The following is a 21,592-nucleotide window of genomic DNA, read 5'->3' on the forward strand; positions in this document are numbered from 1 at the left end:
ATTACTCAATAACTTTAGCGACGACACCGGCACCAACGGTACGGCCACCTTCACGAATCGCGAAGCGCAGACCTTCTTCCATCGCGATTGGTGCAATCAGTGCTACGCTGATGGAGACGTTGTCACCAGGCATTACCATTTCGGTACCAGCAGGCAGTTCAACTGCGCCAGTTACGTCGGTAGTACGGAAGTAGAATTGTGGACGGTATCCGTTGAAGAATGGGGTATGACGACCACCTTCATCTTTACCCAATACGTAGATCTCAGCTGTGAACTTGGTATGGGGCTTGATGGAACCTGTCTTGGACAGCACTTGACCACGTTCAACTTCTTCACGCTTGGTACCACGCAGCAATACGCCTACGTTGTCGCCTGCTTGACCTTGATCGAGCAGTTTGCGGAACATTTCAACACCAGTACAGGTGGTCTTGAGGGTTGGCTTGAGGCCAACGATTTCAATTTCGTCACCTACTTTGACGATGCCGCGTTCTACACGACCGGTCACAACGGTACCACGACCAGAGATGGAGAATACGTCTTCAACTGGCATCAGGAAGGCACCATCCACTGCACGCTCTGGTGTTGGGATGTAGCTGTCCAGGGCTTCTGCCAGACGGAAGATAGCTGGTTCGCCAATTTCGGATTGGTCGCCTTCAAGGGCCAGTTTAGCGGAGCCTTTGACGATTGGGGTGTCATCACCTGGGAATTCGTATTTGGACAACAACTCACGAACTTCCATTTCAACGAGTTCGAGCAGTTCTGCGTCGTCCACCATGTCAGCCTTGTTCAGGAAGACAACAATGTAAGGTACGCCAACTTGACGAGCCAGCAGGATGTGTTCACGAGTCTGAGGCATTGGGCCGTCAGCTGCGGAACATACCAGGATGGCGCCGTCCATTTGGGCTGCACCGGTAATCATGTTCTTGACATAGTCGGCGTGGCCTGGACAGTCAACGTGTGCGTAGTGACGTGTTTCGGTTTCGTATTCTACGTGGGAGGTATTGATGGTAATACCACGTGCCTTTTCTTCTGGCGCATTGTCAATCTGGGAGTAGTCTCTCGCTTCTCCACCAAATTTCTTGGTCAGTACTGTGGTGATCGCCGCTGTCAGGGTGGTCTTGCCATGGTCAACGTGACCAATCGTTCCCACGTTTACGTGCGGTTTCGTCCGCTCAAATTTACCTTTTGCCATTTCTGTTTCCTTTAACCGATTCCATCAAGTTAATAGAGTGCCTTTGACCCAGCACCAAATGGTGCCCATGGCGGGAATCGGACCCGCGACCTCTCCCTTACCAAGGGAGTGCTCTACCACTGAGCCACATGGGCAAATTCTTTTCTGATCACTGGAGCGGGCGACGAGGTTCGAACTCGCGACATCTTGCTTGGAAGGCAAGTGCTCTACCAACTGAGCTACACCCGCGCATCTCGCCAGAAACACACCCTGGCTCCAAATTTATGCTGGTGGAGGGGGAAGGATTCGAACCTTCGTACTCAGAGAGAACGGATTTACAGTCCGTCGCCTTTAACCACTCGGCCACCCCTCCATCGCAGAACCCGGGATTATGCGTACACCAAAAAAAGATGTCAACACATTTTACAGAAGAAATGGTGCCGGATGTCGGAATCGAACTGACGACCTTCGCATTACAAGTGCGCTGCTCTACCAACTGAGCTAATCCGGCACGACCAAAACTGTTTTACTTCACCACTCTCAACGAGGGCTTCTTTACTACTGGCGCATCAGGCATGGCACTTTCACCAGCCGACCCACTATTTGCAGCACCCTTTTCATCAGGAGAGCCTTCAGGCTCAACCTCGAAAAACATGCCCTGTCCATTCTCACGCGCAAAAATTCCGCGTACTGCTTTCATCGGCACATATATGTCTGTCGACGCACCGTTGAAACGGGCTGAGAATATAACAGCATCAGATTCGATTTGCAAACCCTTTGTTGCACTAAAATTGATATTCAGCACAATCTGGTTATCTTTCACATATGCCATAGGCACATGTGTTTGTGAATCAACCTCAACCAGAAGATGGGGAGTCAAACCATTATCTGTACACCACTCATGAATGGCACGCACCATGTAAGGTTTGGTAGAGGTAATTTCGCTCATTTCCACTCCTTATTTGCGCATTGCCTTCTCAGAAGGTGTCATCGCTTCAATGTAAGCAGGGCGAGAGAATATACGTTCTGCGTATTTAAGTAAAGGGGCAGCTTGCTTGGGCAGTTCGATTCCGTAATGCCCCAAACGCCAGAGCAATGGCGCTATCGCTACATCCAGCATGGAAAATTCATCACCAAGAATATATTCCTGACGACTGAACAACGGCACAATCTGGGTCAGGTTGTCGCGAATAGTTGCGCGCGCCTTGTCTGCAGTCTTGGTATTTCCAGATTCAATATCCGCAATATGCCGGAACAATTGATCTTCAAAGTTATGCAGGAACAAGCGTGCGCGAGCCCGCATCACAGGATCTGCAGGCATCAATTGTGGATGCGGGAAACGCTCATCAATATATTCATTGATAATGTTGGCCTGCTCAAGCACCAGATCACGCTCAACGAGAACGGGCACGGCATTATGTGGATTAATGACTGCCAAATCTTCCGGCTTGTTTGCCATATCCACATCAATTACCTGGAAATCCATGCCTTTTTCAAACAGTACAATACGGCAACGGTGGCTGTACGGGCAGGTAGTACCTGAATACAAGGTCATCATAATTAATAGTCTCGCGTCTAGCATCCCGGTACAACCATCTACCGGCGGATTAAGAATAGGTTCGCAGCCAGACAAAGAGCCGGCCACTAAAGTAAAGGCGAGATTCTACATAATTCGTAATAAAAAGGGAATAAAAACTTAATTTTAATGATTAAAATCAGTTAGTTATATTGGATTATCCAGATCAATAAATTCGTGTTCCACCCCGAATTCTGATGCCAGGTGATTGCCGAGAGCCGCAATGCCGTACCGTTCTGTTGCGTGATGCCCGGCAGCAATATAGGCAACTCCAGTTTCGTGCGCCAGATGAAATATCTGCTCCGATACCTCCCCGCTGATATAGGCATCAACGCCCAGCGCAATAGCCGTTTCAAAATATCCTTGCGCACCCCCGCTACACCATGCAACACGCTTCACTTTGCGATTTTTCTCACCAAATATCTGGGGTTCGCGCAACAATCGCGCTCCCAGATGCTCAGCAAAGCTTTCCAGTGTCGTCTCATGCGGCAAACATCCATACGCTATCAGACCCTGCTCACCTGTCCAACCTTCAATGACAAGATCCAGCACTTGTCCGATCCTGGCATTATTGCCAAGCGTACGATGCGCATCCAAAGGCAGATGGTATGCCAACAAACTGATATCGTTCTGCAACAAGAACTTAAGACGCTTATGTTTGATGCCAGCAATCACAGGAGATTCATTGCGCCAGAAATATCCATGATGCACAAGAATGGCGTCCGCCTGCGCATCTCTTGCCGCCTCAAGCAAGTCCATGCTGGCTGTTACACCACTCACTATTTTATTTACTTCGCTGCGCCCCTGAACCTGTAAACCATTAGGACAATAATCCTTGAAGCGATCTACCTCCAGGAATTGTCCGGTATAATCAACAAGCTCTTTTAGTTTCATTCATCATTCTCCAATATTTTTAGATTCGCACTAAGTCGAACCCAACATGCGTAAACTTTGGCTTATTTTTGCACAGACTGTCACTATCAGTCTTGCTGCCCTTTTTGTCGTACAGCTATTTCATCCGCAGCTATTACAGCTACGCGACACCAATGCTCCGATCAAAGAAGCATCAATCCCTGCAATAAATAATGTGCAACCAGGTTCTTACCGTCATGCAGCCCAGGCGGCAATGCCCAGTGTCGTGAATATCTTCACCTCCAAAAAGGTCAATCAATCCTCCGAGAATCCTTTTATGGATGATCCATTATTTCGTCACTTTTTCGGAGAGCAATTTGAAGAACAACAAAGTCAACGGGAAAACAGCCTCGGCTCAGGTGTCATTGTTAACAGCCAGGGGTTAATACTTACCAACCATCATGTCGTTGAAGCCGCAGACGAAATCGAAGTCGCACTTGCTGATGGCAGAACCCTGCCCGCGCGCATTGTCGGCACCGACCCTGAAACAGACCTGGCTGTTCTCAAGGTCAATGCCCGTAATCTTCCAGCTATCACCTTCGCCCAACCCGCCACTCTCAATATCGGCGATGTAGTACTCGCGATCGGCAATCCTTTCGGTGTCGGGCAGACTGTCACTCAAGGTATCATCAGCGCCCTTGGCCGCAATCATCTCGGTATCAATACTTTCGAAAACTTCATCCAGACCGATGCTGCCATCAATCCCGGCAACTCTGGTGGTGCCCTCATCGATACAGAAGGCAATCTGGTCGGTATCAATAGCGCTATCTATTCACGCAATGGTGGTTCCATGGGTATTGGTTTTGCCATCCCGGTCAGCCTGGTCAAGCAAGTCATGGAGCAGATTATTCGTAAAGGCAGTGTTATCCGCGGCTGGATTGGTATTGAAGCACAAGATATCACACCTGAGCTGGCAGAATCGTTCAAATTGAAGCAAGTGCGCGGATCACTGGTTGCTGGCGTGGTACGCGGCGGCCCGGCAGACCAGGCCGGATTACGGCCTGGAGATATCCTGCTGGGAATTGATGGTCATGAAGTCCAGGACAGCTCCACTATGCTTAATGTGATCTCAGGCCTGAAACCAGAGAAGAAAGTCATATTCAAGATTGCACGCAGTCAGACTGAGATTGAAATCCCGATCACGATCGGAACACGGCCAGTGCAACGAAGCACCCGGGGAAGAGAGCTGAATTAATAACGCTAAGTTAAAACTCAGTGGAGCTGTTGCTGGTTTCTTCTCTGCAGCAGGCTGGCTACCAGAATGCCAGTTTCATATAACACCCACAACGGCACTGCCAGCATCACTTGAGAAATCACATCAGGCGGAGTAAAGATGGCACCGATGACAAATGCCCCGACAATGACATAGGAGCGGGCTCCGCGTAAAGTCGCCACATTGACCACGCCTGCACTGACCAGCAGGATCACGGCAACTGGCACTTCAAATGCCAGGCCAAAAGCAATAAACAGTGTCATTGCAAAATCCAGATATTTACCTATATCGGTCATGACGGCCACCCCTTCCGGGGCAGTATGGGCAATAAATCCAAACACCACCGGGAAAACCAGGTAGTAAGCAAATGCCATCCCAAGCAGGAAAAGCAATGTGCTGGCAAACACCAAGGGGCCAATCAATCGGCGCTCATGTGCATATAACCCTGGTGCGACAAAGGCCCAGATTTGATACAAGGTATGTGGCAAGGAAATCATGAATGCCGCCAGCAATACCACTTTCATGGGAACAAAAAACGGCGTTGTCACATCCGTGGCAATCATCTGCCCACCCAGTGGGAGACTATTCAATAATGGGCTGGCAAGAAACTGATAGATTTCATTGGCGAATGGAAAAAGTACAACCGTAATCAGTACAGTCCCGATGATGATGCGCAACAAGCGATCACGCAATTCAATCATATGGGAAATAAAAGTATCAGTGGTGCTCAATTCGTAGTACCGCCAGGAGGTTGGGATTCTTGGTCTGGCTGTTGCGGAGCCGTTTCCCTGCGCGTTACTTGCCGAGGAGCCGGGGGCGCAGTTCTTACAATCATATCTTTCGCCAGTTTGTCTTGCTCCTCCTGGGAAAGCTGAGCAATGCCCTGTAATTCCTTTTCGATAGCAGACACGCTATCGTGCATACTGTTCTCTGCCTGTTGCAGGCTTTGTTTGACATCTGTCTGCAAACGCTGCAATTCATCAACACGCAACTCACGGTTGATTTCAGATTTCACATCATTGACATAGCGCTGCATGCGTCCCAGCAACAGACCCACAGTACGGACGACTTTAGGAAGCCGCTCTGGCCCGATCACAATCAATGCCACGACAGCGATAACCACCAGTTCGGAAAAGGCAATATCAAACACGAAGCAAATCCTCCGGCTTAATGCCTTTCATGCTGTCGCACATCATTTTCCACTGTATTCCCCTTGACGTCGTCGTCAAGAGAAGCAGGCGCAGACTTACCCTCATTCACAGCATTCTTGAATTCCTTAACCGCACCGCCTACATCACCACCGATGTTCCGTAATTTCTTGGTACCAAAAATCAAGACTACGATTGCCAACACAATCAACCAGTGCCAAATACTGAATGTTCCCATGACTGCTCTCCCGAATATCAAACTTTTGGCAATGTTTCTCCACCACCAAATACATGTATATGGATATGAAAAACTTCCTGGCCGCCTTCCCGTCCAGTGTTGATCATAGTGCGAAAACCCTTGAGACCAGATTCACTGGCCAGCCTGGGGGCCAGCAATAACATTTTACCCAGTAAAGCCTGATGCCTCTGTCCACAATCGGCAAGACTATCAATATGAATCTTGGGCACTAACAACAAATGTGTAGGAGCAATTGGCCGGATGTCATGGAATGCGATGACATCCTCGTCCTCATAAATCTTTTTTGAGGGAATATCGTTGTTAACAATCTTGCAAAAAATACAATCCGCACTCATCAAGAATTACTCCAACTCCAAATATTGCCATCTCACTCTGTTGGCCGGGAAGCCTTTTCTTCAAGCCCTGACAATCCTTCCCGTCGGGCCAGCTCCTTCAATACATCTTGAGGCCTAAGCCCCACATGAGCCAACATTACCATACTATGAAACCAAAGGTCTGCGGTTTCATAGATAATCTTTTCAGTATCTCCATCCTTGGCGGCAATAATGGTTTCTGCTGCCTCCTCACCCACTTTCTTGAGGATGGTATCAATGCCCTTGGCATACAACTTGGCAACATAGGAGCTTTGCGGATCGGCCCCCTTGCGTTGCTCCAGCAAATCAGCCAGCCTATCCAGTACTTCACTCATGATGGTAGATATCCTCAGGATTTTTTACGACCTCTTGGTCAATCACCCATTGATCTTGTTCCAGCTTCTGGAAAAAGCAGTTATGGCGCCCAGTATGGCATGCAATACCTCCCACCTGCTCCACCGTAATGAGAATGACATCCTCATCACAATCCAGGTGCACTGCATGCACCTTCTGCACATGTCCTGACTCTTCACCTTTATGCCAGAGCCGCTTCCGGGAACGGGACCAGTACACAGCCTGGCCAGTCTCCGCAGTCAGACTCAACGCCTCGCGGTTCATCCAGGCAAACATCAATACTTTATTGCTGCCAACTTCCTGCGCGATCACAGGCACCAGGCCGTCAGCATTCCAACTGACCTTATCCAGCCACGTCCCACTCATAGACGCACCTCGATTCCTTGCTCGCGCATATATTCCTTGGCTTGGCGCACCGTGTATTCACCATAGTGGAAAATACTCGCAGCAAGAACAGCATCAGCGCCACCTTCTCTCACACCCTCAACCAGATGAATCAGGTTTCCGACCCCACCTGAGGCAATGATAGGCACGTCCACAGCTTCACTGATTGCACGATTCAATGGTAAATTGAATCCCGTCTTGGTACCGTCCCTGTCCATACTGGTCACCAGCAGCTCACCGGCACCAAGCGCTACCATTTTCCGGGCCCATTCAACAGCATCCAGCCCGGTTGGCTTGCGGCCGCCATGGGTAAAGATTTCCCAATGATCGCCCACCTGCTTGGCATCAATCGCCACGACAATACACTGTGAACCAAAACGCCCGGCAGCATCAGCAACCAGTTGGGGGTTCGTAACTGCAGCTGTATTGATGCTGACTTTATCCGCACCCGCATTCAGCAAACGCCTAACGTCCTCCACAGCACGTACGCCACCACCCACAGTTAATGGGATAAATACCTGAGAAGCCACCTGCTCAATGATATCGAGAATCAGGCCCCGATCATCCGAACTGGCTGTTATATCAAGGAATGTAAGCTCATCAGCACCCTGCTCATCATACCTGCGGGCAATTTCAACCGGATCACCTGCATCGCGCAACTCCAGGAAATTCACGCCTTTAACAACGCGACCACCGGTCACATCCAGACAAGGAATAATGCGCTTAGCTAAACTCATGCCCGACTCAACTCATCAGCCAGACTCTGCGCTTCAGTGAAATTCAATGTGCCTTCATAAATAGCACGTCCGGTAATCGCACCAATAACGCCTTCACTTTCCACTGCAACCAGGCGATGTACGTCATCCAGATTAGTCACCCCGCCACTTGCAATCACAGGAATCGTCAATGCTTGTGCCAGAGCAACCGTCGCCTCGATATTGACGCCGGTTAACATACCGTCGCGTCCAATATCGGTATATACCACGGCCTCTACTCCGTAATCCTCAAACTTCTTGGCCAGATCAATGACGTCATGTCCCGTCAGTTTGGACCAACCATCGACAGCAACCTTGCCGTCTTTAGCATCCAAGCCCACCATGATTTGTCCGGGAAATGCATAACAAGCTTCATGTAGGAATCCGGGGTTCTTTACAGCAGCGGTCCCGACAATCACATAACTAATACCGTTATCCAGGTAACGCTCAATCGTCTCAAGATCCCGGATACCCCCTCCAAGCTGAATGGGGATGTCATTACCAACTGCCTGGACAATGGCCTTGATGGCACCTTCATTGACCGGCTTGCCGGCAAAAGCACCATTGAGATCCACCAGGTGCAAGCGCTTGCCTCCCTGGTCAACCCAGTGACGGGCCATGGCGCCGGGATCTTCGGAAAATACGGTAGCATCTTCCATCAGACCTTGTTTCAAACGAACACAGTGACCATCTTTCAGGTCGATAGCAGGTATTATCAGCATGTTATTTCAGAGTTTGACGATTAAAACACTCCGTCCCACTGGACGAAGTTAGAAAGAAGCTGAAGCCCGGAATGCTGGCTTTTTTCCGGGTGAAATTGCGCAGCAAATACATTGCCGCGCGCAATACAGCTGGTAAATTGTTGAGGATATTCGCTATAGCCAACGTCCAGGCCGCGATCATCCGGCACGACATAATAGCTATGCACATAATAGAAGCGCTCACCATTCTCGATACCATGCCAGAGAGGATGTGCCTGGCGTTGATACACCTGGTTCCAGCCCATATGCGGCACCTTGAGCTTGCCGCCCTCTGCATCATGCATCTGAGCCGCGGCAAAACGCCTGACCTGGCCTTTCAGGATACCCAGCCCCGCTGCATTTCCCTCTTCACTGTGTTCAAACAGGAGCTGCAACCCGATGCATATCCCCAGGAATGGTTTTTCGGCTGCCGCCGTAATGACCGCATCGCGCAGTCCTCTGGCATCCAGTTCGCGCATACAATCAGGCATCGCGCCCTGGCCTGGAAATACCACGCGCGCTGCTGCTGCAATCTGCTTGGGATCACTGGTCACTACGACATTTTGGTGGGGTGCAACATGCTCCAATGCCTTGGACACGGAGCGCAAATTACCCATGCCATAATCAACAACGGCTATATCTATCATGATAAAAGAAGGGGGCAAACCCCGAAAAAAGACTTATAAACTACCCTTGGTTGAAGGCATTATACCCGCCATACGCGGATCAAGCTCAACCGCTGCACGTAAAGCACGGCCAAACGCTTTGTAAATCGTTTCTGCCTGATGGTGCGCATTTGTGCCACGCAAATTATCTATATGCAATGTAATTGCCGCATGATTCACAAAACCCTGGAAAAATTCGCGCACCAAATCCACGTCAAATTCACCAATACGTGCACGAGTGAATTCCACGTTGAATTCAAGCCCCGGACGGCCAGAAATGTCCAGCACTACACGTGACAATGCTTCATCCAGCGGTACATAGGCATGTGCGTATCGGCGTATACCTTTTTTGTCGCCCAATGCTTGCTTGAATGCCTGTCCCAAGGCAATACCCACATCTTCGACAGTATGATGGGCATCAATATGCAAATCACCCTGACAGGCAACACTGATATCCATCATGCCATGACGGGCAATCTGGTCCAGCATGTGGTCAAAAAAACCGACCCCACTCTGCAGTTTGGACACACCTGTGCCATCCAGATTGATGGAAACGGCAATCTTGGTTTCTAGAGTATCGCGACTTACTTCAGCTTTACGCATGGTCACCATTCAAATCATGAAAAACAAAATCAAAACCGCTGCAAAACAGTAGACACAGTCATGCAGCGGTTTTCAGACGGACTCAGGCAACACCCTTGTAGATGCTGCAGAATTTCAATTAGCTGAACAAGTTCTTCAACCAACCGAACAGTCCACCGCTGCTTTGTGAACCCTTTGCAGCAGCACTGATTTCAGCTGCAGCTGCAGCTGGATCAGCAGCGCCGTAAATAGCTGCGCCCGCTACCACGATAGTCGCTCCAGCATCAACCACCTGCTTGGCAGTTGTCGCCTTCACGCCACCAGCAACAGAAATATCCACACCCAGATTCAAGCCTGAAACCAGGCCCAAGTCGGCAAATGGAGTCTGACCAGCAGCTTGTTGATCCAGACCTGTGTGCACACCAATGATGTGTGCGCCCAGTTTGGCAACTTCGCGAGTACGCGCAGCCTTGTCAGCAACGTTGATCAGGTCGATCTGTGCCTTTTTGCCATATTTGTTGGCAACGTCAATCACGCCTTTGATAGTACCGATATCGGCTGTACCCAATACAGTCACAATATCAGCACCTGCCTTATAGAATGGCTCAGCTTCGTAGAAGCCAGCATCCATGGTCTTCAAGTCAACCAGGATTTTATTGTTAGGGAACTTCGCACGCAGGGTTTCCAGCAACTTGATACCATTGTACTTGATACAAGGAGTACCGATTTCCAGAATATCAACGTGTGGTGCAACAGTCGTAGCTAACGCTACAGTCTGATCGAAATCTAGTGAATCTAATGCCATTTGAACTAATGGTTTTGCCACGATGCTTCCTCCGCTTAATTACAGAATTATGATGTACTGACCGCGCTATGATACATTTTTTCCACAGATTAAGGGAAGTAATGGCGCACTATTCTCTTAATTTATTGAAAAATCAATGTCGTGTGGTGTCGGAAACGCCACAATCAGGCAGACAATATTTCCCTCAGCGCATGTATCAGCGCTTGAGACTGCGCATCCGTACCGATGGTAATCCGCAGGAATTCGTTGATCCGTTCCGGCTTGCTGAAATGACGTACGATAATGTTGCGTTCACGCAAACTGGCTGCCAGACTGGCGCCATCATGTTCTGCATGACGCGCAAAAATAAAGTTGGCCGCAGATGGCAACACGGTAAATCCTAGTACCTGCATTTCTGTAATCAGCTGCTCCCGCGTGCGTATGACTTTGCGGCAAGTGTCTTCGAAATAATCCTTGTCTTCTATTGCGGCAACTGCACCACTAATGGCGAATCTATCCAAGGGATAAGAATTGAAACTGTCCTTGACCCGATTCAAGGCCTCGATCAAAGGGGCCTGACCGATCGCATAGCCGACACGCAACCCTGCCAGAGAACGTGCTTTTGACAAAGTATGTGTTACCAGCAAATTAGGATAATCCTGAATCAATCCAACTGCCGACTCTGCCCCAAAATCCACATACGCTTCATCAATGACAACCACTGATTCCGTATTGGCCTGAAGCAGGCGCTTGATTTCACCCAATGGCAAGGCGCGGCCAGTAGGCGCATTGGGATTAGGGAAAATGATGCCGCCATTGGGGCGGAAATAATCATCCACCTTGATCTCAAATTCGCTGCCCAATGCAATGGTCTGGTAAGCGATGTCATACAAACCGCAATAAACGGGATAGAAACTATACGTGATATCCGGGAACAGGATAGGCGCTTCATGTTTGAGCAAAGCATTGAATGTATGGGCTAGCACCTCATCAGAACCATTGCCGACAAATACATTGGCAGGAGTCACTCCGTAGAAATCCGCAACCGCCATGCACACACGATCTGAAGCAGGGTCAGGGTACAGGCGCAGTCCATCACCCACCTCAGCCTCAAGCGCAGCCAATACTTTAGGGCTGGGGCCATAAGGGTTTTCATTGGTATTGAGTTTGACCAGGTTGGCTACCTTGGGCTGCTCTCCCGGGACATAGGGAGTCAGCTCATGCACAACAGCACTCCAGAATTTGCTCAAGATCAATCCTTCAACCTGAATTCCGCGGACCGTGCATGTGCCTGCAAGCCTTCACCATAAGCCAGCCGCGACGCAATACGCCCCAGTGTCTGCGCACCCTCACTGGACACCATGATGAGGCTGGAGCGTTTCTGGAAATCATACACGCCCAAGGGTGAAGAAAAACGTGCGGTACGTGATGTAGGCAACACATGGTTTGGGCCGGCGCAATAATCGCCCAATGCTTCGCAAGTATCGCGCCCCATGAAGATGGCACCGGCATGACGGATTTTCTTGCTGTATGCCAGCGGCTCTTCCACTGACAATTCCAGATGTTCCGGCGCAATATAATTGGCAATTTCAGCTGCTTGGTCCAGGTCATTCACCTTGATCAAGGCACCGCGGTTCTGCAATGAAGTACGAATAATTTCCTTGCGTGGCATTTCCTCGATCAGGCGCTCAATACTTTTCTGTACTTCATCAAGAAAAGCAGCATCTGGCGAAAGCAGAATCGCCTGCGCAAGCTCGTCATGCTCTGCCTGTGAGAATAAATCCATCGCCACCCAGTCTGGATTGCTCTTACCGTCGCAAATCACGAGAATCTCGGAAGGGCCGGCTACCATATCGATACCCACCACGCCAAATACGCGACGTTTGGCAGCAGCAACATAGGCATTGCCCGGACCTACGATTTTATCCACCTGGGGCACAGTTTCGGTGCCATAAGCCAGTGCGCCCACTGCCTGGGCACCACCAATACAGAATACGCGATCAACACCACAGACAGCAGCGGCAGCCAACACCAGCTGGTTTCTTTCACCGCCGGGAGTCGGCACTACCATGATCAACTCTTGCACGCCAGCCACTTTCGCCGGAATAGCATTCATCAACACGGAGGAAGGATATGCCGCTTTGCCGCCTGGCACATAGAGTCCAACCCGGTCCAGTGCTGTCACTTGCTGACCCAGCAATGTGCCATCCGCCTCGGTATAACTCCAGGAGGACATCAGTTGTTTTTCATGATAGTCACGCACCCGCTGTGCTGCCTGTTGCAACGCCTCGCGCTCTGCAGCAGGCAAGCCATCCAGTGCGGCCTGCAACTCAGCCTTGCTGATTTCCAGCTGGGTCATGGATTGCGCATCCAGGCGGTCAAAGCGCTGCGTATACTCCAGGACTGCGGCATCACCACGCCCTTTTACATTACGCAGAATGTCCGCAACGACCTGATCAATACTGTCATCCTGCGCTGTCTCGAACGCAAGCAGCGCTTTCAAATCCTGATCAAAACTGGCATTACTCGTAGAAAAACGTCTGATATTCATGATTCCAACCCGATTATTGTTTAGCTGCCACAGCCTGGGAAAATGCGTCCATGATAGGCTGAAGCGTATCACGCTTGAGCTTGAGTGAAGCCTGATTCACCACAAGGCGTGAACTGATGTCAGTAATGGCTTCCACTGCCTTGAGGTTATTGGCGCGCAGGGTGCCTCCCGTGCTGACAAGGTCGACAATGGCATCTGCCAGGCCTACCAGCGGTCCCAGCTCCATAGAGCCATAAAGCTTGATCAAATCCACATGCATCCCTTTGGCGGCAAAATGCTCGCGTGCGGTCTTGACGTATTTGGTCACCACTTTCAAGCGCGCACCACGGCGCAGGGAGCCAAAGTAATCAAAATCCTCGCGCACCGCGACCATCATCCGGCATTTTGCAATCTGTAAATCCAATGGCTGGTACAGCCCTTCCCCGCCATGTTCATCCAGTACATCCTTGCCGGCGATACCCAGATCGGCAGCGCCATACTGCACATAAGTCGGCACATCTGTAGCACGCACGATAATCAGTCGGACATCAGGACGATTCGTGGACAGGATCAGCTTGCGCGAAGCTTCCGGGTCTTCAAGCGCAGTAATCCCTGCCGCCGCCAATAATGGCGTGGTTTCCTCGAAAATACGACCCTTGGATAGGGCGATAGTAATCATTGCTATCTTTCTTGGTTATCAATACAGAGCTTGCAATTACGATACAGGCTCTCAATTCATTTATTTAATTCGCTGCACTCGCGCACCAAGCTGTCCGAGCTTGGCTTCCAGCTGCTCATAGCCACGATCCAGGTGGTAAATTCGCTCAATCACGGTTTCACCTCGTGCAACCAGGGCAGCCAGCACCAGGCTGGCTGAAGCCCGTAAATCGGTGGCCATGACGGTGGCCCCTTCAAGAAACTCGCTGCCACGCACAATCGCTGTGTTTCCTTCCACCTCGATATTGGCACCCAGCCGCTGCATTTCCTGCACATGCATGAAGCGATTCTCGAATATCGTTTCCGTCACGGTGGCCACCGCGTCAGCCACTGTATTCAATGCCATGAACTGCGCCTGCATATCTGTCGGGAAAGCCGGATGCGGAGCAGTGCGAATACTCACTGACTTCAAAGTACCGGGCTGCTGCAACACACCCTGGCTACGCACCATAATGCTATGACTATCATGTTCAACCGTTGCGCCACTTTCGCGCAACTTATCAATGACTACATCCAACAGATCAGCCCGGACATTATTCAATCGCACTTCACCGCCTGTCATGGCAGCTGCCACCATGTAAGTACCAGCCTCAATACGATCACACACCACATCATGATCAGCAGCATGCAATTTTGCAACACCGGTAATGGTGATAACGTCAGTGCCAGCGCCTTCGATGCTGGCACCCATCTTTATCAGGCATTCCGCCAGGTCGACCACTTCAGGCTCTTTAGCTGCATTTTCAAGTATGGTGGTTCCTTCGGCCAGCGCTGCCGCCATCATGAGGTTTTCCGTACCGGTCACCGTCACCATATCCATGAAAATGCGCGCACCCTGCAGCTTGTCCACCTTGGCCTCGATATAGCCATGTTCAATATGGATCTCGGCGCCCATTTCCTGCAGTCCCTTGATGTGCAGATCGACTGGCCGCGACCCTATGGCACAGCCACCCGGCAACGACACGCGTGCATGACCAAAACGTGCCAGCAATGGTCCCAGAACAAGAATGGAAGCCCGCATGGTCTTGACCATATCATACGGTGCTTCCCAGGTATGAATGCCGGAGGCATCCAGGCTCAATTGATTGTCGCCTTGCTGCTCAATCCTGACACCAAGATGCTCAAGTAATTTGCGCATCGTGGTAATGTCATGCAATTGTGGCACATTACCCAGGTTCAGCTTTTCAGCCGTCAGCAGGCCCGCGCACAAAATCGGCAATGCCGCATTTTTTGCTCCAGAAATTGATATCTCACCGTTCAGAGGGACGCCGCCCTGGATGACTAACTTATCCACGTTCTAGGCCTGGGCTTCCTGCAACAGTTTCTGTAATTCGCCTTGCTGGTACAGATCGCGCATGATGTCAGCGCCACCTACAAACTCACCCTTGATATAAAGTTGAGGAATGGTCGGCCAGTTGGCGTATGTCTTGATGCCTTCGCGGATCGCCGGCTCAGCCAGCACATCAATGGCAACAAAGTCCTTCAAGCCGCATGCATGCAGAATCTGTACTGCAAGCCCGGAAAATCCGCATTGCGGGAATTTCGGGCTACCCTTCATGTACAGCACTACCGGGTTACTGGTGACCTGAGTCTTGATTAATTCCTGTGTATCCATGTCTTTCCTTAATTTTCCTGATAACGATCAAAGCGCAGCATTGAGCTTTGCCCAGGTTGCAGGTGTGAATGTACGCATGGACAAGGCATGAATTTCCTCATGCATGCGGTCACCCAGCGCCTGATAAACCAACTGGTGCTGCTGCACCATATTTTTTCCTTCAAACAGGGGACTCACGATCAATGCTTCAAAATGTTGACCGTCATCCCCCACTACCTGCACATGCTCACATGGCAGTCCATGGGCAATATAGCCTTTCAATGTTTCAGCACTCAACATGGATCAACCTCGTAATCTATAGCCAGATTTCAGCATCTGTAAAGTTATCAATGATAGGGCAAAAAAGCACCCTGCCACAACGCCGAGACTGATGAAAGGTGAGATATCACCAGTCCCGAAAAATCCGTAACGGAAACCATCTATCATGTAGAAAAACGGGTTCAGGTGCGACACCTGTTGCCAGAATGGCGGCAATGAATGGATGGAGTAAAACACGCCCGATAAGAACGAAAGCGGCATGATGACAAAATTCTGGAAAGCCGCCATCTGATCAAATTTCTCAGCCCAGATCCCCGCAATAATGCCAAAGGTACCCAGCAACCCGCTGCCTAGTAATGCAAAAGCCAGTATCCACCAGGGATGTTCCAGCGGCAGGTCAACGAATATGATGGCAACCAGGTAGATTCCCAGCCCGACCACCAGCCCACGAATAATGGCAGCAGCAAGAAATGCCAGGTAAAACCCCAGATAGGAAATCGGGGTCAGCAGCACAAAAATCAGGTTGCCCATCACCTTGGACTGAATCAGGCTGGATGAGCTATTGGCAAATGCATTCTGCAACAGCGACATCATGATCAAGCCAGGAATGAGGAATGAAGTATAGCCAACACCAGGGTATACCTGTACCCGTCCTTCCAGTACATGGGAGAAAACCAGCAGGTAAAGCACGGCTGTCATGACAGGAGCAGCCACAGTCTGGAAACTGACTCTCCAGAACCGCAACAGCTCTTTCCGGAACAATGTCCATGCACCCCGCCAGTTCTGACTCAGCAAACCAGCCATCAACTTACAAGCTCCACAAATACATCCTCCAGATCTGCCTCTATCAACTGCATATCCTCCACGGCCACGTTAGCAGCACGCAAAGTTGCGAGAATGGACTCTAGCTGCGCAATATCAGCAAGCGCCAGCACCTGTTGCCCATCCTGCTCTTCACGCAATAAAGGCCGCAATACATCAGGCAACATACCGGCAAGTTTAAGTCGCAGGCGTTTACCCGGGACACGATTCAGCAAATTCTGCGTGCTATCCAGTGCCACAATCTGTCCCTGCTTCATCATGGCAATACGGCTGCACAGGGTTTCCGCCTCTTCCAGATAATGCGTAGTCAGGATTATGGTATGGCCTTCCTGATTGAGGCGACGTATGAATTCCCACATGGTCTGGCGCAATTCAACATCAACGCCCGCAGTCGGCTCGTCCAGCACAATAACCGGAGGCTTATGCGCCAATGCCTGGCCGATCAATGCCCGGCGCTTCATACCACCGGACAGGCGTCGCATATTGGTATGCGCCTTGTCCGCAAGGCCAAGTGACTCTATGATTTCGTCCACCCACGCATCATTACTCCGCCCATGGCCAAAGTAACCCGCCTGGAACCGCAGCATCTCACGCACATTGAAGAATGGGTCGAATACCAGCTCCTGCGGCACAACGCCCAGCGCCCTCCGTGCTTCGGCATATTGCGCGTTGACGTCAAACCCCATAACTTGCAGGCGCCCGCTTGTTGGCCGGGACAAACCCGCCAACAGGTTAATCAAAGTAGACTTGCCTGCACCATTGGGTCCCAGCAAGGCAAAGAATTCTCCCTGTTCAATGGTCAGGTCTATACCTTTCAGCGCATGTAACTCGCCGAAACGCTTATGAATCTGTTGGATATTGATTGCGGGGATCATGAATGAAAATTGGGGCCGAAGCCCCGTATATCAATGGCTGGATTGGGGAATCAAGTCCAGTACGCCATACAGCGTCGCCAGACTGGTAAGCGTGTCAGGCACATGCACAATGCTAATAGCAGCTTTGGCTGCCTGAGCTTGGCGCACCCATTCGAAGATCAGGCTCAACGCCACACTATCGACTTCCTGCACTTGCCCGAGATCGATTTCAAGCGCCGCAGGCAGCGACAGTGCCCGGCTTTCAGCCAGCAAGCCGTCTACCTGGTTCACTGTCACATCGCCGCTCACCAGCCAGCGATTTCCTTGTTGTTGGATTTGTGCCAAAGGGATGCTCTTTTTACTTAGTAGATTCCTGATTTTTGGCCGCCAATTTCTGGATCAGGCCATCCAAACCATTCTGGCGGATTTCATTGCTGAACTGGCCACGGTAATTCGTCACAAGGCTGACGCCCTCAATCGTAATATCGTACACTTTCCAGCTATCACTACCTTTTTCCAGGCTGTAATCCACTGCCACAGGCTGGCCACCTGGCTGCAGAATCTGGGTCTTGACCTTGACATCGGTTTCACCCGGCTGTGCACGGAAAGGTTTGTACTCGATAGTCTGGTTGCTGTACTTGGAAAGAGCCGTTGCATAAGTACGCAGCAACAGACTACGGAACTCGTCCTGGAAAGCGGACTTCTGCTCAGGTGTGGCTTTAGTCCAGGCTTTGCCCAATACCAAGCGCGAAACACGGTCAAAATTAAAGTTAGGCAGAATTTTTTCCTCTGCCAGCGCAAAAATCTTGCTCTGGTTACCAGCCTTGATATCTTTGTCCTGCTTAACAACAGACAAGACATCTTCCGCAGTTTTCTTCACCAGCTCATCCGGTGCTGTTTCCGCCATCGCAAGGTTCATAAAACCCACGCAGGCCAGTGCGGCCATCCATTTCACCATTCTCTGCATACTTAATCCGCCTCTTTCGTATCATTGCTTTCAGATGCTTTGCTGTACAGGAACTGACTGATCATCTTCTCCAGCACCACGGCATCTTGAGTCTTGCTGAATTTATCACCATTCTGCAGCATTTTTTCATCGCCGCCGGCCTCTAGGCCAATATACTGCTCACCCAACAATCCTGCTGTATAGATGTTGGCAAAAGTATCCTTGGGGAAAGGATACCGCTTGTCCACCTTGACTGTCACCAACGCCTCATAGGTTTCCGGGTCAAACCGGATATTATCCACACGGCCCACAACCACACCAGCACTTTTAACCGGGGCACGCGGTTTGAGACTGCCAATATTCTCGAAAGCCCCGGTAACACTGTAAGTTTCGCCCATGGTGGCACTATTGAAATTACCGACCTTTAATGCGAGACCAAACAAAGCAGCAGCGCCAGCTGCAGCAAAAATACCAACCCACAGGTCAATTGTTGTACGTTCCATCTTTTCTCCAGTGTGTTGCGTTTACGCAACAATCATGAACGAAGTCATTACAAAATCCAGCCCCAATACCGCCAGTGAAGAGTTCACCACTGTACGTGTCGTGGCACGGCTTACACCTTCAGCAGTCGGGGGAGCATCAAAACCTTCAAATAAGGCAATGAAAGTGCAGGCAATGCCAAATACCACACTCTTGATGACGCCATTAACAATATCCTCGCGGAAATCCACGCTGGCCTGCATCTGCGACCAGAATGCACCTGCATCCACTCCAATCAGCGGCACCGCAACCAGATACCCACCGAGTACCCCCACCATGGAGAACAATGCAGCCAGCAATGGCATAGAAAACACACCAGCCCAGAATCGTGGTGCCACAACACGTGCCACAGGGCTAACTGCCATCATTTCCATCGCAGAGAGCTGTTCCGTTGCTTTCATCAAACCAATTTCTGCAGTAATTGCAGTCCCAGCACGCCCAGCAAACAGCAAGGCAGTGACAACCGGCCCCAGCTCACGCACCAGGGATAACGCGACCAGTACACCAATGGCTTCCGAAGAGCCATAACGCTGCAAAGTGTTATATCCCTGCAATGCCAACACCATGCCGACAAAGAATGCAGAGACCAGGATAATGATCAGCGACAATACACCGGTGAAATATATTTCACGGATAGTCAGGTGCAACCGGCGAAAACTTTCACCCGAATAAATCAGTACATACAGAAAAAAGCGCATACTGGCGCCAAAGCGCCAAAGATTATCTACAACGCGATGGCCAATTCCGCGCAGCACGTTTGCCACAGCACTAAACATTCGGACTCCTCAAAATATCCTGCCGATAATCAGGTGCAGCGTAGTGGAACGGCACAGGTCCATCGACCTCTCCATGCACAAACTGGTGCACAAAGGGCAACACCGACTTGCGAAGCTCTTCCGGAGCACCTTCGGCAGCCACTACGCCATCTGCGACGAAGTAGACATAATCGGCAAAGGCAAAAACCTCCTGCACGTCGTGCGTCACGATGATGGAAGTCGCACCCAATGCATCATTGAGCCTGCGGATCAGGTTACAGGTCACTGCCATCGAAATCGGGTCCAGCCCGGCAAAAGGCTCGTCATACATCACAATGGAAGGATCCAAGGCCACTGCTCGCGCCAACGCTACCCGCCGCGCCATACCACCAGACAATTCCGTCGCCTGGAGATCCCGCGCACCACGCAGACCCACTGCGTTGAGTTTCATCATCACCAGATCACGTATCATGGATTCAGGAAGATCAGTATGTTCACGAATCGGAAACGCCACATTCTCATAGACAGACAGATCAGTGAATAACGCACCCTGCTGAAACAGCATGCCCATCTTGCGCCGTAATGCCTGCAATCCCTTGCGATTCTGCTTGTGCACGACTTGCCCTGTTACACGCACTTCGCCACCGACAGGCCTCAACTGGCCGCCGATCAACCGCAGCAACGTCGTTTTGCCGCTACCACTGCCGCCCATAATGGCCACTACTTTGCCACGCGGGAATTTCATGTTGATTCCCTTGTGCAGCAGTCGATTTTTGTAGCCAAAAGATAGATTGTCGATTTCGACGATATTGTCGTTCATGATCACTACTTTTCTGATTAGCCAGTCATTTTAATGCAAAAGCGCCCGACGTCATAACAGGAAAAATAAAAGCCCGCGATTGCGGGCTGTCACGCGAAGTCAGCGACATCAAAACGACATGCATACGTTATACGCTGCAGCATTGGAAATACCGCTCTCACCAGCGCTGGCCACCCACGCAACACCTTCCGACGCCACCATATATGCGCGAACGGATCCGGTACTGGTTTCACCATCATCCAGCGCGACATCGATCTGCCTGGCAAACTTGCCCGATATATTGGCAGAACAAACAGCATAACTACCACTCATTGCAGGAGTGGGCAGGTTAGTTGCACCAGCTATGCTCTGTATGCCTATTCGCCCACCTTCAGCATTTCTGGGTACAAACGCCGCAACATCTGCCCCCACGATCGTTATGCCTGGAGCAAATCCAGCCAGCCGCACATGCTGCCAGAACAAGATGGACTCTGCTCCCGCATCGCTGGCATCCCAATTACCATTGATGATGCCATTACCCGCTCCCGTTGTTGCCTTGGTAGCACCGGCAAGATGCACATCTGCCGCCGCATCATCTCCCGGCAAAGCACGAAATTTATCCTGATAGCCATAGAGATACACCTGCACATTCTTGAAATCAGCTGCCAGGTTCTTGACCTTGGCACTGTTAATCAGCTCCTGCCCTTTCAGTACACCACCCAGTAGCAATCCTATAATAACCAGCACAATGGCCAGCTCAATTAATGTAAACCCAGATGATTTGTTCATTGTTTTTCCTTGCTCAAGAGTTATACATGGCACCATGCATCTACGATGCACCAGCGAAAAACACGCAACTC

Annotated in this window: 30 protein-coding genes and 4 tRNA genes; 1 reads left to right on the forward strand and 33 read right to left on the reverse strand. The window is 50.5% G+C overall.

Features of this window, described 5'->3' with window-relative positions:
* Position 1 precedes the first annotated feature (1 nt).
* From tuf to CHB59_RS05015, 8 genes are all read right to left on the reverse strand, one after another.
* Positions 2-1,192, reverse strand: a complete 1,191-nt coding sequence (tuf, locus tag CHB59_RS04980; RefSeq protein WP_089375150.1) for an elongation factor Tu — start codon at positions 1,190-1,192, stop codon at positions 2-4.
* Between the two features lie 59 nt (positions 1,193-1,251).
* Positions 1,252-1,326: transfer RNA gene (locus CHB59_RS04985), tRNA-Thr, on the reverse strand.
* An 18-nt stretch (positions 1,327-1,344) separates the two neighbouring features.
* Positions 1,345-1,420, reverse strand: a tRNA-Gly gene (locus tag CHB59_RS04990).
* Positions 1,421-1,459: 39 nt separating this feature from the next.
* Positions 1,460-1,544: transfer RNA gene (locus CHB59_RS04995), tRNA-Tyr, on the reverse strand.
* Positions 1,545-1,606: 62 nt separating this feature from the next.
* Positions 1,607-1,682: transfer RNA gene (locus tag CHB59_RS05000), tRNA-Thr, on the reverse strand.
* Between the two features lie 15 nt (positions 1,683-1,697).
* The gene (locus CHB59_RS05005) at positions 1,698-2,120 is read right to left on the reverse strand and encodes a ClpXP protease specificity-enhancing factor (RefSeq protein WP_089375151.1); all 423 of its coding nucleotides are present in this window, start codon (positions 2,118-2,120) and stop codon (positions 1,698-1,700) included.
* A 9-nt stretch (positions 2,121-2,129) separates the two neighbouring features.
* Entirely contained in the window at positions 2,130-2,729 is a 600-nt protein-coding gene (locus CHB59_RS05010) for a glutathione S-transferase N-terminal domain-containing protein (protein WP_089375152.1), read from the reverse strand.
* Between the two features lie 165 nt (positions 2,730-2,894).
* Positions 2,895-3,641: a Nif3-like dinuclear metal center hexameric protein gene (locus CHB59_RS05015; protein ID WP_089375153.1), complete on the reverse strand. Its 747-nt coding sequence runs from the start codon at positions 3,639-3,641 to the stop codon at positions 2,895-2,897.
* Positions 3,642-3,687: 46 nt separating this feature from the next.
* On the opposite strand from CHB59_RS05015, the gene CHB59_RS05020 reads away from it, so the two are divergent.
* A complete protein-coding gene (locus tag CHB59_RS05020; protein WP_089375154.1) occupies positions 3,688-4,854 on the forward strand; it encodes a Do family serine endopeptidase in 1,167 nt (388 codons plus the stop codon).
* Between the two features lie 17 nt (positions 4,855-4,871).
* Here CHB59_RS05020 and tatC read toward each other — a convergent pair whose 3' ends face one another.
* From tatC to CHB59_RS05145, 25 genes are all read right to left on the reverse strand, one after another.
* Positions 4,872-5,603 (reverse strand): twin-arginine translocase subunit TatC, encoded by a 732-nt coding sequence (tatC, locus tag CHB59_RS05025; RefSeq protein ID WP_089375155.1) that lies wholly within the window; start codon positions 5,601-5,603, stop codon positions 4,872-4,874.
* Entirely contained in the window at positions 5,600-6,022 is a 423-nt protein-coding gene (gene tatB / locus CHB59_RS05030; RefSeq protein WP_089375156.1) for a Sec-independent protein translocase protein TatB, read from the reverse strand. Before tatB ends, tatC begins: the two co-directional genes overlap by 4 nt.
* Before the next feature lie 17 nt (positions 6,023-6,039).
* Entirely contained in the window at positions 6,040-6,258 is a 219-nt protein-coding gene (tatA, locus tag CHB59_RS05035; protein ID WP_089375157.1) for a Sec-independent protein translocase subunit TatA, read from the reverse strand.
* Between the two features lie 17 nt (positions 6,259-6,275).
* Complete coding sequence (locus CHB59_RS05040) at positions 6,276-6,614, reverse strand: histidine triad nucleotide-binding protein (RefSeq protein ID WP_089375158.1); 339 nt, start codon at positions 6,612-6,614, stop codon at positions 6,276-6,278.
* 32 nt (positions 6,615-6,646) lie between these two features.
* Positions 6,647-6,967 carry a phosphoribosyl-ATP diphosphatase gene (locus tag CHB59_RS05045; protein WP_089375159.1) on the reverse strand — a complete coding sequence of 107 codons (321 nt, stop codon included), beginning with the start codon at positions 6,965-6,967 and terminating at the stop codon, positions 6,647-6,649.
* Positions 6,960-7,352, reverse strand: coding sequence for a phosphoribosyl-AMP cyclohydrolase (hisI, locus tag CHB59_RS05050; RefSeq protein WP_089375160.1), 393 nt, complete (start codon positions 7,350-7,352; stop codon positions 6,960-6,962). Before hisI ends, CHB59_RS05045 begins: the two co-directional genes overlap by 8 nt.
* Positions 7,349-8,107 carry an imidazole glycerol phosphate synthase subunit HisF gene (hisF, locus tag CHB59_RS05055; protein ID WP_089375161.1) on the reverse strand — a complete coding sequence of 253 codons (759 nt, stop codon included), beginning with the start codon at positions 8,105-8,107 and terminating at the stop codon, positions 7,349-7,351. Before hisF ends, hisI begins: the two co-directional genes overlap by 4 nt.
* Positions 8,104-8,847, reverse strand: coding sequence for a 1-(5-phosphoribosyl)-5-[(5-phosphoribosylamino)methylideneamino]imidazole-4-carboxamide isomerase (gene hisA, locus CHB59_RS05060; protein ID WP_089375162.1), 744 nt, complete (start codon positions 8,845-8,847; stop codon positions 8,104-8,106). The genes hisF and hisA overlap by 4 nt, the downstream gene beginning before the upstream one ends.
* Positions 8,848-8,867: 20 nt before the next feature.
* Complete coding sequence (hisH, locus tag CHB59_RS05065; RefSeq protein WP_089375163.1) at positions 8,868-9,512, reverse strand: imidazole glycerol phosphate synthase subunit HisH; 645 nt, start codon at positions 9,510-9,512, stop codon at positions 8,868-8,870.
* Positions 9,513-9,545: 33 nt separating this feature from the next.
* Positions 9,546-10,133, reverse strand: coding sequence for an imidazoleglycerol-phosphate dehydratase HisB (hisB, locus tag CHB59_RS05070; protein WP_089375385.1), 588 nt, complete (start codon positions 10,131-10,133; stop codon positions 9,546-9,548).
* A 118-nt stretch (positions 10,134-10,251) separates the two neighbouring features.
* The gene (hxlA, locus tag CHB59_RS05075; protein WP_089375164.1) at positions 10,252-10,917 is read right to left on the reverse strand and encodes a 3-hexulose-6-phosphate synthase; all 666 of its coding nucleotides are present in this window, start codon (positions 10,915-10,917) and stop codon (positions 10,252-10,254) included.
* A 164-nt stretch (positions 10,918-11,081) separates the two neighbouring features.
* Positions 11,082-12,146 carry a histidinol-phosphate transaminase gene (gene hisC / locus CHB59_RS05080; RefSeq protein WP_089375165.1) on the reverse strand — a complete coding sequence of 355 codons (1,065 nt, stop codon included), beginning with the start codon at positions 12,144-12,146 and terminating at the stop codon, positions 11,082-11,084.
* A 2-nt stretch (positions 12,147-12,148) separates the two neighbouring features.
* Positions 12,149-13,447 (reverse strand): histidinol dehydrogenase, encoded by a 1,299-nt coding sequence (hisD, locus tag CHB59_RS05085; RefSeq protein ID WP_089375166.1) that lies wholly within the window; start codon positions 13,445-13,447, stop codon positions 12,149-12,151.
* Between the two features lie 13 nt (positions 13,448-13,460).
* On the reverse strand, positions 13,461-14,105 hold the full coding sequence (gene hisG / locus CHB59_RS05090; protein ID WP_089375167.1) for an ATP phosphoribosyltransferase: 645 nt from the start codon (positions 14,103-14,105) through the stop codon (positions 13,461-13,463).
* 60 nt (positions 14,106-14,165) lie between these two features.
* Complete coding sequence (murA, locus tag CHB59_RS05095) at positions 14,166-15,437, reverse strand: UDP-N-acetylglucosamine 1-carboxyvinyltransferase (RefSeq protein ID WP_089375168.1); 1,272 nt, start codon at positions 15,435-15,437, stop codon at positions 14,166-14,168.
* 3 nt (positions 15,438-15,440) lie between these two features.
* On the reverse strand, positions 15,441-15,758 hold the full coding sequence (grxD, locus tag CHB59_RS05100) for a Grx4 family monothiol glutaredoxin (RefSeq protein ID WP_089375169.1): 318 nt from the start codon (positions 15,756-15,758) through the stop codon (positions 15,441-15,443).
* A gap of 27 nt (positions 15,759-15,785) precedes the next feature.
* Complete coding sequence (locus tag CHB59_RS05105) at positions 15,786-16,037, reverse strand: BolA family protein (protein ID WP_089375170.1); 252 nt, start codon at positions 16,035-16,037, stop codon at positions 15,786-15,788.
* A 3-nt stretch (positions 16,038-16,040) separates the two neighbouring features.
* A complete protein-coding gene (locus CHB59_RS05110; RefSeq protein ID WP_089375171.1) occupies positions 16,041-16,820 on the reverse strand; it encodes an ABC transporter permease in 780 nt (259 codons plus the stop codon).
* On the reverse strand, positions 16,820-17,713 hold the full coding sequence (locus CHB59_RS05115) for an ABC transporter ATP-binding protein (protein ID WP_089375172.1): 894 nt from the start codon (positions 17,711-17,713) through the stop codon (positions 16,820-16,822). Before CHB59_RS05115 ends, CHB59_RS05110 begins: the two co-directional genes overlap by 1 nt.
* A 30-nt stretch (positions 17,714-17,743) precedes the next feature.
* Entirely contained in the window at positions 17,744-18,037 is a 294-nt protein-coding gene (locus tag CHB59_RS05120) for an STAS domain-containing protein (RefSeq protein WP_089375173.1), read from the reverse strand.
* A 13-nt stretch (positions 18,038-18,050) separates the two neighbouring features.
* Positions 18,051-18,650, reverse strand: a complete 600-nt coding sequence (locus CHB59_RS05125) for an MlaC/ttg2D family ABC transporter substrate-binding protein (protein ID WP_425435866.1) — start codon at positions 18,648-18,650, stop codon at positions 18,051-18,053.
* Positions 18,651-18,661: 11 nt separating this feature from the next.
* Positions 18,662-19,141 carry an outer membrane lipid asymmetry maintenance protein MlaD gene (mlaD, locus tag CHB59_RS05130; RefSeq protein WP_089375175.1) on the reverse strand — a complete coding sequence of 160 codons (480 nt, stop codon included), beginning with the start codon at positions 19,139-19,141 and terminating at the stop codon, positions 18,662-18,664.
* Between the two features lie 21 nt (positions 19,142-19,162).
* Positions 19,163-19,954, reverse strand: coding sequence for a lipid asymmetry maintenance ABC transporter permease subunit MlaE (gene mlaE / locus CHB59_RS05135; RefSeq protein ID WP_089375176.1), 792 nt, complete (start codon positions 19,952-19,954; stop codon positions 19,163-19,165).
* Complete coding sequence (locus tag CHB59_RS05140) at positions 19,947-20,753, reverse strand: ABC transporter ATP-binding protein (RefSeq protein ID WP_089375177.1); 807 nt, start codon at positions 20,751-20,753, stop codon at positions 19,947-19,949. The genes mlaE and CHB59_RS05140 overlap by 8 nt, the downstream gene beginning before the upstream one ends.
* Before the next feature lie 108 nt (positions 20,754-20,861).
* Positions 20,862-21,521, reverse strand: a complete 660-nt coding sequence (locus CHB59_RS05145) for a prepilin-type N-terminal cleavage/methylation domain-containing protein (RefSeq protein WP_089375178.1) — start codon at positions 21,519-21,521, stop codon at positions 20,862-20,864.
* Positions 21,522-21,592 lie beyond the last annotated feature (71 nt).

This window comes from Methylobacillus rhizosphaerae (genome assembly GCF_900187985.1).
Taxonomy (GTDB): Bacteria; Pseudomonadota; Gammaproteobacteria; order Burkholderiales; family Methylophilaceae; genus Methylobacillus; species Methylobacillus rhizosphaerae.